We start from the raw sequence: 12,641 nt of genomic DNA, 5'->3' as shown, positions 1-12,641 counted from the left end.
GACGGCCATTCGTGCACGCCCCCAGAAGGGACCCCGATGAATCGACCGAACATCCTCCTCCTCTCCACCGACCAGCAGCGCTACGACATGGTCGCCGCCGCCGGGAACCCGGCGGTGAGCACCCCGCACGTGGACCGGCTCGCCGTCGAGGGCGCCCTGTTCGAGAACTGCTACGTGCAGAACCCGGTGTGCTCGCCCTCGCGGGCGAGCCTCATGACCAGCACCTACGTCTCCACCCACGGGCTGTACGAGAACGGCGTGGACATCGACCCGGGCACCCGCGTGTTCTCGAAGGACCTCGCCGAGGCCGGGTACGACTGCGGCCTGGTGGGCAAGTTCCACCTCCATTCCTGCTTCCACGGCCGCACCGAGCCGCGGCTGGACGACGGGTTCCGGGTGTTCCGCTGGGCGCACGACCCGTACCCGGGCTCCAGCGAGAACGTCTACCACCGCTGGCTGCGGGCGTCGTTCCCCGAGCTGTACGAGAACGCGTTCGGCACCAACGGCAGCTTCGACACGATGCCCACGAAGGCCCACTACAGCCACTGGATCGCGGAGGAGACGATCTCCTTCCTGACCACGGACCGCCGCAGGGACGAGCCGTTCTTCTTCGTGGCGAACTTCTTTGACCCCCACCACGGCTTCGGGGCGCCGGAGGAGTACATGCGCCGCTATGACGATGTGGAGCTCCCGCCCGTGAACACCCGCGAGGGCGAGCTCGAGGACAAGCCGGAGATCCAGCGGTGGACCTCCCGGCACGGCGGGGGCGGGATGCCCAGCTTCACCGACCTCGACGAGGCAGGGCTCGACGAGGTGCGCCGCGCCTACTACGCGATGGTGAGCCTCGTGGACGACGAGGTGGGCCGGATCCTCGCCGCGCTGGAGGAGGAGGGGCTCGCCGAGAGCACGATCGTGGTGTTCACGAGCGACCACGGCGAGCTGCTCGGCGACCACCAGCTGCTGCGCAAGGGCCCGTTCCTCTACGACTGCTCCGTGCGCGTGCCGCTGATCGTCCGCTGGCCCGGCGTGGTCCCCGCGGGCCTGCGCCGCAGCGAGCTCGTGCAGTGGGTGGACCTCGCCCCCACCTTCCTCGAGGCCGCAGGGATCGAGCGTCCCCACTCCTACCAGGGGGAGAGCCTGTTGCCTCTGCTGCGCGGCGAGGACGTGGAGTGGAGGGACTGGGCGCTCTGCCAGTACCGCTCCAGCGGCGACCCCGCGAACCCCGGGGCGCACCTGACGATGCTGCGCCACGACCACTGGAAGCTCATCGCCCACCACGGCGCGCCGAGCACCGCGAGGTGCGCCTCGCGCTCGCCGAGCGGATGCTCGATGTGCTCGCGGGGGTCGAGGACCGGCGCGGCGTGCAGCTGGCGCCGTGGTGAGTGGCTGGCCGACGGGGCCGGCCCGCCCGTCACCGGTGGGGGTAGGTGCTCTCCCGTGCCTGGAACTCGAGGATCGCGGGGTTCCGGATCACGCCGTCCTGGATCTCGATCGCGTTCTCGATGACGTGCTCGGCGGCCCAGGCCGCCGGCCCCGACATCACGGTCTCCAGGAAGGGGAGCAGCGCTGAGCTGTTCTCCCAGCTCGCGGAGTTCCACAGGTACGAGGGGCTGTGGTCCACCGCGTAGTAGTGGACGTCGTTGTCCAGAGTGATCATCGGAGCCTCGAAGGAGGTGGGGCGCGCCCACGAGAACCCCATCCCCTCGTCACAGGAGACATCGACGATCAGGCTCCCGGGGTGGAACGTCGGCAGATCGCTCTCGCGCAGGTACAGCAGCGGGGCGTTGGGATCCTGCAGGGTGCAGTTGACCACCACATCGCTCTCGGCGAGGAACGGTGCCAGGGGCACCGGCCCGTCCTCGGTGATGACCTCGCTCAGGTACGGGCCCTCCTCATGGCCGAACTGGACGATCTCCACCGAGTGGATCGGGGAGCCGACCGCGGCGACCGCCCGATTGGTCAGCACCCGGACGCGAGAGATGCCATGCGCGCTGAGCGCAGTGATCGCGCCGCGCGCGGTGGCGCCGAAGCCGATCACCGTGGCGGTGAGGCGCCGACCGTAGTTCCCCGTCGTGCCGCGCAGCTGGAGGGCATGGAGCACCGAGCAGTAGCCCGCCAGCTCGTTGTTCGCGTGGAACACGTGCAACGCGAAGGAGCCGTCGGGGCCCCAGTGGTTCATCGCCTCGAACGCGATGAGCGTGAGGCGCTTGTCGATCGCCAGCTGGGTGAGCTCACGGTCCTGCACGCAGTGCGGCCAGCCCCAGAGGGTCTGCCCCTCGCGCATCGCGCGGACGTCCTCGAGCTGCGGCTTGGGCAGCACGAGCACGTCGGCTGCCTCGAACACCTCGGCGCGGGTGCCCACGCCGCCCACCAGCGCGGCGATCTCCGTGTCGGAGGCACCGAAGGGGAGCCCGTAGCCCTTCTCGACGAGCAGGCGGCGGCGCAGACGCTCGGGGATGCGCTCGAGATGGGCGGGATGCACCGGCACCCGGCGCTCATCCGGCTTGCGGGAGGACCCGATCAGTCCGAGCGTGAGAGGGGTGTCGGTCGATGATCCTTCGTGGTCGTTCTGGGAGGGCTGCACACGTGTCCGTTCCGGGCACCGGATGGCCCCCTGGCCTCTGACCATAGAGCATGGCCCGCGAGCCTCTCGCCGATGGAGAGCGCACCGAGGACCGACGACGCCGTCCCCCCTTTCGCTGCGGAGCTGCTCGGTGGAGGATCGGAGCATGACCCGCCACCACCTCGTCATCCGGCCGTGCACCACCGAGGACCTCTCCGCGCTCGAGGCGTGGGACCCCACGGGGAACACCCGCACGCATGAGCGGCGCTTCGGGCGCCAGCTCGCGGGGACCAGCACGTACTTCCTGGCGACCCTCCACGGCACCGGCGAGCTCGTCGGCTCCTGCGAGGTGCGATGGGACGGCTGCGCCGAGCCGTCGGTCCCGCGCGAGCCCGAGATCAACGGTCTGCAGGTGCTGCCCGAGAGCATGCAGTCCCAGGGGATCGGCACCGCGCTGATCCGGGCGGTCGAGGACGCGGCGCGGGGCCGCGGCTGCGGGTCGATCGGACTGGGCGTGCACGACCCGCGAGCGCGCGCCCTCTACCTGCGCCTCGGGTACCAGGAGACGGGGACGACGTACACCGACCGCTACACCTGGGTGGACGAGAACCATCAGGAGCATCACGTCGCGGACGAGTGCCGGTGGCTGAGCCGGAGCCTCGCGGACCGCTGAGCGATCGGCCCGCGCGCCCCGCATCCGCCCGCCAGCGGCGAGGATGGACCCCATGACGACGAACGCTCCCCGCCAGCTGCGACTGATCATCGAGACCGACGACTTCGACGAGGCCCTGCGGTTCTACCGCGACGTGCTCGGCATGCCCGAGCAGGCCGCCTTCGCGACCGAGGGAGAGGACCGGGTGGCGATCCTGCACGCCGGGATCGCGACCCTCGAGCTCGCGAGCCCCGCGCATGCGCGGACGATCGACGAGGTCGAGAACGCGCCGGCCACGGAGGGGCCGACGCTCCGCCTCGCCCTCGAGGTCCAGGACACCGAGCAGGCCGTCGACGCCGCCGCCGCGCACGGCGCGGAGCTGCTCGCGCCGCCCACCCGCACCCCGTTCCGCACGCTCAACGCCAGGATCCAGGGACCGGCAGGATGGCAGGTGACGTTCTTCCAGGAGCTCGAGACGCTCGAGGAGCGCGAGGGGCGCACGGGGTTCGCGACGGACGACCAGCGGCCGCGGTGAGCCGCCGTCGCCAGCGGCCGGGCGGGATCGGCAGGACCCCGCCGGGCGGGATCCGCGGGAACCCGCCGGTCGAGCTCGAGGACGCCTACGATCAGGAGACCCCCGGACACGGTGCCCGCTGACCGAGCGGCGCCCCCGACGAGAGGAACCGTGATGACCGACGGCACCACCCCCGCAGAACTCGCCGACGACGAGACGGTCGAGGTGTGCGACAACCCCGAGCGGCACCGCTTCGACATCCTCGTCGGCGGTCGCCAGGCGGGCTTCTCGATGTACACCTCCGCCGCCGACAGCAGCGAGGACCAGCGGATCTTCTACCACACCGTGATCGACGACGCCTTCGGCGGGCGGGGTCTGGCAGGGCTCCTCACCCGCGGCGCGCTCACGACGAGCGTCGAGCAGGGGCACCGCATCGTGGCCGTCTGCCCGTACGTGGTGCGCTGGCTGCGCGGTCATGACGACGTCGCGGACTCGGTGGACCGCGTGCGCCCGGTGCACCTCGAGGCGGTGCGCGAGGCGAGCGCCGAGGCCGACGGGGGCGCCCTGTGAGGTCCCCGGTCCCGGACTACCTCGAGGAGGTGCTCGACGGGCTGCGCGAGGACCGGGCCGGCGCGGTCGCGGACTACATCCCCGAGCTCGCGGCGGCCGAGCCGGATCAGCTCGGCATCGCGCTGACCACGGCGCTCGGTCGCACCTACGCCGCCGGCGACGCCGACGTCGAGTTCACCATCCAGTCGATCTCCAAGCCCTTCGCCTACGCCGCCGCGCTCATGGACCGCGGCGCCGGGACGGTGCTCTCCGCCGTGGGCGTGGAGCCCTCCGGCGAGGCGTTCAACGAGCTCTCGCTCGAGCAGGACACCCGTCGGCCCAAGAACCCCATGATCAACGCCGGCGCGCTCACCGTGCACTCGCTCCTGGTGGGCGAGGATGCGGACCCGGCCGCGCGGGTCGAGCGGGTGCGGGAGCTCTTCTCGCGCCTCGCCGGGCGCGAGCTGCGGATCGACGAGGCGGTGTGCGCCTCCGAGCTGGAGACCGCCCACCGCAACCTCGCCCTCGCCCACATGCTGCGCAGCTACGGGATCCTCACCGGGGACGTGCCCACGGTCGTCGAGGGCTACACCCGGCAGTGCTCCCTCCTGGTGACCGTGCGGGACCTCTCCGCGATGGCCGCGACCCTCGCCACCGGCGGCATCCAGCCCGTCACGGGCGAGCAGGTCCTCGACGCCGCGACGGCACGGCAGGTCATGGCCGTGATGGCGTCGGCGGGGATGTACGACGGGGCGGGGGACTGGCTGGTGCGGGTCGGCATCCCCGCCAAGAGCGGCGTCGCCGGCGGCATGGTCGGGGTCCTGCCCGACCTCGTGGGCATCGGCACCTTCTCGCCGCGCCTGGACCGTCAGGGAAACAGCCGTCGCGGCGGGCGCCTGTTCGAGCGGCTCTCCCAGGACATGGACATGCATCTGTTCTCGCCGAACGGCTCGCGGCAGGACGCGGCCCGCGCGTCCACGGCCGAGGGCACGACCTCGGTCGCCCTCGAGGGGGTCGTGCAGCTCACCGCCGCCTCCGAGATGCTCGACCTGCTCGAGGACTCCGATCCCGCCACCGACGTGCTGCTGGATCTCGAACGGGTCCATTCCGTCACCGACCTCGGCCGACGGATGCTGCTCGAGGGGCTGCGCCGGATCCGGCTCGACGGCCGGGGCGTGACCCTGCGGGACCCTCGCGGCACCCTGCCCGATCCGGACCTGGGGGACGGGACGTTCCCGGACGTCGCGGAGTGAGGGCGGGGCGGGCCGGCTCCGGGACTCACGACGCCGACGGATCGGCCGGACTGCTCACTGGTGGTGAACGGCCCCGTCCCCGCGCTCTCTCCCTGAGGTCGGGGTGCCGAGCTGCCCGGCTGACGTGCATCGACCCGTGCACCGGGATCGACGATGACCATCAGCCGCACCACCTCGGGGACGAGTGCCGGCGGCCGACGACGCCGCGCGGGGCCTGAGCGCCTGATCGCGGACTCGTCGGCGACCCAGGACGCCCGACGCTCGACGCCCGACGCACGGCGGTCGACGCTCGACGCTCGACGCCCGACGCTCGACGCCCGGTGGTCGCCAGGGCCCGCTGCGTCGACTGTCAGCTGGCGAACCATTTCCGACCACGATCTGGTTCGCCAGCTGACAGTCCGCCGGGGCGAGCGGGAAACGGCGCCGCCGGGACGCTCTTGCGGGGCGATGTCGAGGAGCTGCTCGAGAAGCCGACGGTGGTCACCCGCATGACGCCGATCCCGGTGGGGAGCGAGGCGCAGGGCGTGCTGTGACGGGGTGCAGCGAATGAGCTCCATGTCAGTTGATAACTGACATGGAGCACAAATCTCGCGCTGCCCGCGAGCGCGGCACGCTCACCGCTCCGAGCTCATGCACACGCCGTGCAGCCGCGCCACCTCGGCATCGATCGCCGCGATCAGCCCACGGGCCTGCTCATCCTCGGCGAGCCGCAGGTACTGCTCGTCTTCGAGGATCGGCAGCAGGGAATGCTCCAGCACGCGGTAGCCAGTGGGATCGTCGCCCAGCGCCTGGCAGCGCGCGAGCTGCGCGCGCAGCACCGGGAGATAGGCGCCGCCCGCGAGTCGTTCATGAGCGATGGCGCGGTATCGGAGGAACGCCGTGACGAGCACGCGGGCCATGCGCCGGCAGTCGGCCTCGCCCTGCTCCGTGGATCCTGGCCGGGGCTCCCCGAACAGCTCCCGGAATGCCTCCTGCCGCCCGCGGATGCTCCCGAGCGCCGCGCGGTCATGCGGGGAGGCTGCCAGGAACCCCACGCCGAAGTCCTGCGAGCGCGTTGCGCGACCGTTCGCGAAGCGTGGCGTGGGGTCGGCCGCTGGGCGGAGAGACCAGGCGGCGAGGGTCCGAGCAATTCCCTCCGGATCCTCCACGCGGCACTCCGCGACGCCCAGGAGCGTGTACCAGTCCACGAGGAGCTCGAGGCGGAGGGTCCCGTCGGCGCGGAACGTGATCCACAGGTTCGATGCCGCTCTCACCCTGCCGCTCACCCCACCCACTCCAAAAACTCCTCGGCCGTGAGCACCGGCTTGTCCCACTTGGCGGCGTTCTTCGCCTTGCCGGACTGCGAGCCGGCCTCGGCGACCACGAGCACGTCGGTGCGGGTCTTGGTGAGCGTCGGCACCGCGACGAGCCCCCGGGCCTCGGCCATGGCGTGCAGCGCCTCCTTCTCGAGCCACCCGTGCCGTGGCGAGTGGACGGTCCCGGAGAAGCACACGCGCGCCCCGGCGACCAGCACATCGGCCGCCGCCACGGGGCCGTCGGCCTCGAACCCCTCGGGCAGCACGGCCACCCCGAAGTGCCGCTCCACCTCGCGCAGTCGCTGCACCACCTCGTCGTCGGGGGAGAGCACCCGCTCCCACATCTCACCGAGCAGCCGCGCGAGCACCTCGGCGGAGTCGTCCTCCGCGCCGAGGTTCCCGCCCACCACGAAGCCTGTCGGCCGCGCGGTGCCGTCGGCGCCGGTGGTCCTCGCCAGCAGGTACCCGTGCCCGGTGACGACCTGGCGGAACGCCGTGCCCGTGCCGGGCAGCTCGGTGCCTGAGGCGCGCAGGCGGCGCACCGCATCGCGCACCGCCCGGGCCCGCTCGAGCGCCGTCGGCGCCGCGAGCCGCGATCGCTCGTCCTCGGTCAGCAGGCGGAGAGGGAGGTCGAGCCCGAGTGGCATCGGCTCCACGATCCCGTTGCGCTTGAGCTCGAAGTCCACGTTCGCGAGCTGACGGTCCACCCCGACGCCCACCGGCACCCGACCGGCCAGCAGCGCGCCGAGCGCCGGCCACGCCTCGGCCAGCAGCGGCGCGAGCTGCACGTCCCGCGTGGTCAGGCCGAACTCGTCCCGCGCGGAGAACAGATCCTGGGTGGGGTTCAGGACGGTGCTCGCCTCGTCCCCGTCCTCGGTCACCACCGCGATCTCCACCGGCCGGGGCCGCCAGCGGTCCCCGTCGGTCCCCACCGTGAGCACCGACAGGTACGCCTCGCCGAGCGCCTCGGTGCTCGCCGCGCCGGTCGCGAGATAGCGGCGCACCCGCTGGTCCGTCTTGAGGTCCCGGGGGAGCACCTCGCGCCGGAGCACCAGGCCCTCGAGGCTCGTGCAGCGCGAGAGCGCCACGTACAGCTGGCCGTTCGCGAAGGTGCCGCCGGTGAGGTCCACGACCACGCGGTCCAGGGTCTGGCCCTGGGACTTGTGGATCGTGATCGCCCAGGCCAGCTTCATCGGCAGCTGGGTGAAGGTGCCCACGACCTCGTGCAGGAGCGAGCCGCCCTGCACGCTGGGCCGGGTGATCTCCCAGGTGTGCTCGCGCACGTGCTCGGTGCGGCCGTCGCGCAGGAGCACCGTGATGAGCGGTCCGTCCTCGTCGGCGCCGATCGCGGTGATACGGCCCAGGGTGCCGTTGACCCAGCGATCGCCCGGGTCGTTGTTCAGCAGCATCACCTGCGCGCCGACGGCGATCTGCAGCATGTCGTCGGTGGGGTGCTCGAACCCGTCGGTGTCCCCGCTGATCCGGGCGGTGAAGGTGCGCGCCGGATCGGGGAGGCGCTCGAGCAGCTGCCGGTTGCGGGCGCCGACGATCCGGTTCGTGGTGGCGAGCGTCAGCCAGAACTCGTCCAGCGCGGGCTCGAACTCGGCATCGGTGCGCCGGTTCAGCTCGGCCCGGGCGTCCTCGAGCAGCGTCCCGTCCCGCACCGCGTTCAGCAGGGTGACCAGCCGATCATCGCCCTGCTGGCGGAACACGGTGCCGAGCTCGACCACGGGGAACGTCGCCGGGTCGAAGGAGGCCGCGGAGAAGAAGAACGGGGTCCCGAAGCGCTCCTCGATCCACGCCGCCTCCCGATCGGTGACCACCGGCGGCAGCTGGTACAGGTCGCCCACCAGCACCAGCTGCACCCCGCCGAAGGGCGTGCCGGGCCGGGGGCCGTACAGCTCGAGCGCCGCGGTGAGCGCATCGAACAGGTCCGCCCGCACCATCGAGGCCTCGTCGACGATGAGGGTGTCCAGCTCCTTCAGCGCCTTCGCGAAGCGGCCCGGGTAGTATCCGCCGCCGCGCACCGTCTCCTCGGTGACCCCGAGCGGGAAGGAGAACAGGCGGTGGATGGTGTACCCGTCCACGTTCAGCGCCGCGATCCCGGTGGGCGCGACCGTGATCGTGCTGCGCTGCGTGGACTCGAGGTAGTGGCGGATCAGCGTCGACTTGCCGGTGCCCGCCTTGCCGGTGAGGAACAGGTGGTGGCCGGCGTGGAGGTGGTCGAGCGCGGCCTGGAACTCGTCGGTGATGGTGAGAGGGGCGGCCGACGGGGCTGGCGCGGCCGACGGGGCTGGCGCGGCCGACGGGGCCGGTGCGGACGCGGCCGACGGGGCGGCGGCGTGCGACGAGGAGGCGGCTTCCGACGCGGAAGCGGCTTCCGGCGGGGTGACAGCCGGCGGCGCCGGGGCCCCGCTGCCCGCCTGGTCCACCGGCGAGGCCGAGTCCTCGCTGGTCATCGCCTCTCGGTACTGCGCGACAAGGGCAGCGCTCAGCCTCCCGCGATCTCCGACCGCGATGCCCTGCGCACGCGCCCAGGCACGGATCGCAGTGGGGGAGACCTCGACCCCCGTGCGGGGTGCTCTCACGGGTGCGGCGGGGGAGTGGACGGTCAGCGGCGTGGGGTCGGAGATGCCCGCGTCCGTCGCAGCGGGCTGCGAGGCGACAGGCCGCGGGGGCAGCGCGGCCGGCGACGCCTTCGGGGCGAGCGCGCTCGCCTGTGCCTGTGCCTGTGCCTGTGCCTGTGCCTGTGCCTGTGCCTGTGCCTGTGCCTGTGCCTGTGCCTGTGCCTGTACCGGCGCCGGTGCCGGTGCCATCGCGTGAGCGCGCAGCGCACGCGTCGCGGTGAGCGGCGCGTCATAATACCCCGTCCGTGCATCCATCGCGAGATACCGGGAGAGCAGGCCTGCGGCGGCGAAGGCATCGCCCAGCGCGGAGTGGGCGCCCTGGAGCGTCACCCCGAGCGCTGCGCAGCAGTCCGACAGCCTGCGCCGCGGCAGATGCGGCAGGTACAGCGTGCTGCCCTGCAGCGTGCAGTACGTCCGGAAACGCGGCATCGGCAGCCCTGCGCGGGTGAACTCGGCGCGCAGGAAGGCGACGTCGAACTCGGCGTTGTGCGCGACGACCACGAGATCCTGCAGGGCCCTCCCGATGGTGATCGCGAGATCCTGGAACCGGGGCGCGGTCGCGACGTCCGCGTCGGTGATCCCGTGGATGTGGGTCGCGCCGACGGGGCCGTCCGGATGGAAGCGCGCGGTCCACTGATCGAGGACGATCCCGTGTTCGTCGGCGCGCAGGATCGCGAGCTCGAGGATCCGGTCGCTGTCGGGGCGGAGCCCGGTGGTCTCCACGTCGATCACCGCGAAGCGCGGGATCGCGGACGGGCCGGGCGGGACGGTCCCCGTCGGGACGGTCCCCGTCGAGGCGGACGGCCCACGGCGACGACGATCGAGCAGCCCCACAGGAGCCCCTTCCCAAGCGGAGAGCGAAGATCCCTCGATCATCCCAGAGAGTGCTGACAGCGCTGGTCGACCGCCCGGCAGGAGCCGTCTACCCCCGTCGCACCTCGTCCAGGTACCCGTAGGTCGTCACCCGGGACACCCCGAGCCGCGCCGAGACCTTCTCGGCCGCGCGCTTGATGTGGAAGGCGCCGCGGTCCTCGAGCAGGCGCAGCACCTCGATGCGGTCGGCCTTGGTCATCGCGGAGGGGATCTTGCCGGTGGCGGTGATCGCCTCGGAGATCATGTCCTCGAGCACGCTGGTGACGTCCGGGGCGACGAGTTCGTGCGGGGCGCCGCCGGCGTCGCCGGAGCTCTCCGGGAGCAGGGCGGACAGCGCCGCCATCGCGTTCTGCGTGGGGGAGAGGTCGCGGTTGATGCACAGCGAGGCGAGGATCCGCCCGTCGTGGTCGCGGTAGTAGACGGACGAGCTGATCAGCTCGCGCCCGTCGGCCGTGCGCCCGCGGTAGCCGAAGGCGTTGTGGTCCAGGCTCTCGTCCCGCAGCACCTCGGCGCCGAGGTTCGTGGAGGGCCCGCCCACGCTCCGGCCGCTCACGTGGCCGTTGACGATCGCGTACACGGAGTGCTCGAGGTCGCGCCGGCTGAGGTCGTGGAGCACCACCTCGCAGTGCGGGCCGCCCACGGCGGCGATCGCCTCCATCAGCGGGGCCAGCATCCGGTGGGCGGCGGTGATGTCCGCGAAGCGCGGCTCGGCGACCTGTTCGGCGGGCGCGGCGGGCTCTGCGACGGCGCTGTGCGGGGACAGCTCGGGTGTGACGGGCACGGCGCCCTCCTTTCGACGGCGGCCCCATCCTCTCATCCGGGACGAACGATGTGAACAGAATGGTAGTCAAGGGCAGATAATTTATGTATCGTCGCTCCCGCTGTCGTCGCGATCCCGTCGCCGAGCTCGCCCGCGCAGCACCTCCGGCGCATCGCCGCCCCGGATCCGTCCCGCCCCGAGGAGCACGACCATGACCATTCAGCGAGAGGCTGCGAGCGCAGCGCCGAAGCTCGGCCCGAAGCAGAAGCGCACCATCGCCGGCGGCGCCATCGGCACCCTGATGGAGTACTTCGACTACTACCTCTACGGCCTCGCCGCCGCGACCGTGTTCCCGCACGTCTTCTTCTCCGGCGACTCGGAGTTCGTCGCGCAGCTGTCCTCCTTTGCGAGCTTCGCCGTCGGCTTCCTGTTCCGCCCGCTGGGCGGGCTCGTGTTCGGCGCGATCGGCGACCGGCTGGGCCGCAAGGTCACGCTGCTGATCACCGTGATCGGGATGGGGCTGTCCACCGCGGCGATCGGCCTCATCCCGTCGGACGCCGCCATCGGCGCCACCGCACCGATCCTGCTGATCCTCCTGCGCATGATGCAGGGCCTGTTCGTCGGCGGCGAGATGGGCGGCGCCGCCACGATGGTCGTCGAGCACGCCCCGGTGGGCCGCCGCGGGCTCTTCGGCGCCTTCCTCATCTCCGGCGCCGGCATCGCCAACGTGCTCTCCGCCGGCATGTTCGCCGGCCTCGGCGCCGGGCCCGAGTCCTTCTTCATGACCTGGGGATGGCGCATCCCGTTCGTCTTCTCCCTGGTCCTGTCGATCGTCGCGATCCTGCTGCGGCGCCATCTCGAGGAGTCCGAGGAGTTCCAGGAGCACGCCCGCGACGTCGCGAACGCCACGAACAAGGCTCGCTCGCCGCTGCTGGAGGTGTTCCGCCACCCCAAGAACACGATCCTGGGCATCCTCATCGGCCTGCCGCAGTCCATCGCCGGGTACATCGTGCTCACCTACGGCCTGGCCTACATGGTCGCCGAGGGCACCGCCGCCTCCGTCGGGTTCCTCGGCACGATGATCGTGGGCCTGCTGCAGATCGTGGTAGCCCCCGCCTACGGCGCCCTCTCGGACAGGGTGGGCCGACGCACCGTCTACATCGCCGGCTGCATCGGTTTCGCGGTGCTGGTGTGGCCCGCGTTCCTGCTCTACTCCACAGAGAGCACGGGTCTGATCTGGCTGGGCATGGTGGTCGGGTTCGTGATCCCCGGCGTCGCGATGCAGTCCACGCTCTCCACCATGCTCACCGAGATGTTCGACGTCGAGCAGCGCACCACCGGCGTGAACATCGGCTACCAGCTCTCCAACACCCTCGGCGGCGGCCTCGCGCCGCTGATCGCGACCGCCCTGGTGGGCTGGGCGAGCGGCAGCATCTGGCCGGTGATCGCCTACGTCGTCGCCATCTGCCTGATCGGAGCGGTCGCCACGGCGGCGGCCTCGATCCGGCCCGACACGGAGAACGCCGGTCGGCTCCACGCGAAGGTGGCCCCCTGA

The 12,641-nt window shown here is 71.9% G+C and carries 10 protein-coding genes; 6 read left to right on the top strand and 4 right to left on the bottom strand.

What is annotated here, in order from left to right:
- The first annotated feature begins 36 nt into the window (after positions 1-36).
- Positions 37-1,506, top strand: a complete 1,470-nt coding sequence (locus tag CFK41_RS14650; RefSeq protein ID WP_227873104.1) for a sulfatase-like hydrolase/transferase — start codon at positions 37-39, stop codon at positions 1,504-1,506.
- Here the strand turns inward: CFK41_RS14650 and CFK41_RS14645 are convergent.
- On the bottom strand, positions 1,412-2,584 hold the full coding sequence (locus CFK41_RS14645; protein WP_227873103.1) for a N(5)-(carboxyethyl)ornithine synthase: 1,173 nt from the start codon (positions 2,582-2,584) through the stop codon (positions 1,412-1,414). The genes CFK41_RS14650 and CFK41_RS14645 overlap by 95 nt on opposite strands.
- 145 nt (positions 2,585-2,729) lie before the next feature.
- Here CFK41_RS14645 and CFK41_RS14640 point away from each other — a divergent pair, with 145 nt between their 5' ends.
- The 4 genes from CFK41_RS14640 to CFK41_RS14625 all read left to right on the top strand — a co-directional run bounded on the left by CFK41_RS14640 (position 2,730) and on the right by CFK41_RS14625 (position 5,531).
- Entirely contained in the window at positions 2,730-3,236 is a 507-nt protein-coding gene (locus CFK41_RS14640) for a GNAT family N-acetyltransferase (protein WP_169928832.1), read from the top strand.
- Between the two features lie 52 nt (positions 3,237-3,288).
- Positions 3,289-3,750: a VOC family protein gene (locus CFK41_RS14635; protein ID WP_096800338.1), complete on the top strand. Its 462-nt coding sequence runs from the start codon at positions 3,289-3,291 to the stop codon at positions 3,748-3,750.
- A gap of 153 nt (positions 3,751-3,903) precedes the next feature.
- Complete coding sequence (locus CFK41_RS14630; protein WP_096800337.1) at positions 3,904-4,299, top strand: GNAT family N-acetyltransferase; 396 nt, start codon at positions 3,904-3,906, stop codon at positions 4,297-4,299.
- Positions 4,296-5,531, top strand: coding sequence for a glutaminase (locus tag CFK41_RS14625; RefSeq protein ID WP_096800336.1), 1,236 nt, complete (start codon positions 4,296-4,298; stop codon positions 5,529-5,531). The genes CFK41_RS14630 and CFK41_RS14625 overlap by 4 nt, the downstream gene beginning before the upstream one ends.
- A 614-nt stretch (positions 5,532-6,145) precedes the next feature.
- Here the strand turns inward: CFK41_RS14625 and CFK41_RS14615 are convergent.
- The 3 genes from CFK41_RS14615 to CFK41_RS14605 form a co-directional block, all read right to left on the bottom strand.
- On the bottom strand, positions 6,146-6,796 hold the full coding sequence (locus CFK41_RS14615) for a hypothetical protein (RefSeq protein WP_151904771.1): 651 nt from the start codon (positions 6,794-6,796) through the stop codon (positions 6,146-6,148).
- Positions 6,793-10,287 carry an exonuclease domain-containing protein gene (locus tag CFK41_RS14610; protein ID WP_227873102.1) on the bottom strand — a complete coding sequence of 1,165 codons (3,495 nt, stop codon included), beginning with the start codon at positions 10,285-10,287 and terminating at the stop codon, positions 6,793-6,795. The genes CFK41_RS14615 and CFK41_RS14610 overlap by 4 nt, the downstream gene beginning before the upstream one ends.
- Positions 10,288-10,375: 88 nt before the next feature.
- Entirely contained in the window at positions 10,376-11,107 is a 732-nt protein-coding gene (locus CFK41_RS14605) for a helix-turn-helix transcriptional regulator (RefSeq protein WP_169928831.1), read from the bottom strand.
- Between the two features lie 190 nt (positions 11,108-11,297).
- Between CFK41_RS14605 and CFK41_RS14600 the strand changes: the two genes are divergently transcribed.
- Positions 11,298-12,641 (top strand): MFS transporter, encoded by a 1,344-nt coding sequence (locus CFK41_RS14600; RefSeq protein WP_096800332.1) that lies wholly within the window; start codon positions 11,298-11,300, stop codon positions 12,639-12,641.

Origin of the sequence: Brachybacterium ginsengisoli, from assembly GCF_002407065.1 — a bacterium.
GTDB lineage: Bacteria > Actinomycetota > Actinomycetes > Actinomycetales > Dermabacteraceae > Brachybacterium > Brachybacterium ginsengisoli.
Note: the sequence above shows the minus strand (reverse complement) of the source record. Positions and strands in the feature narration are given on the sequence as shown.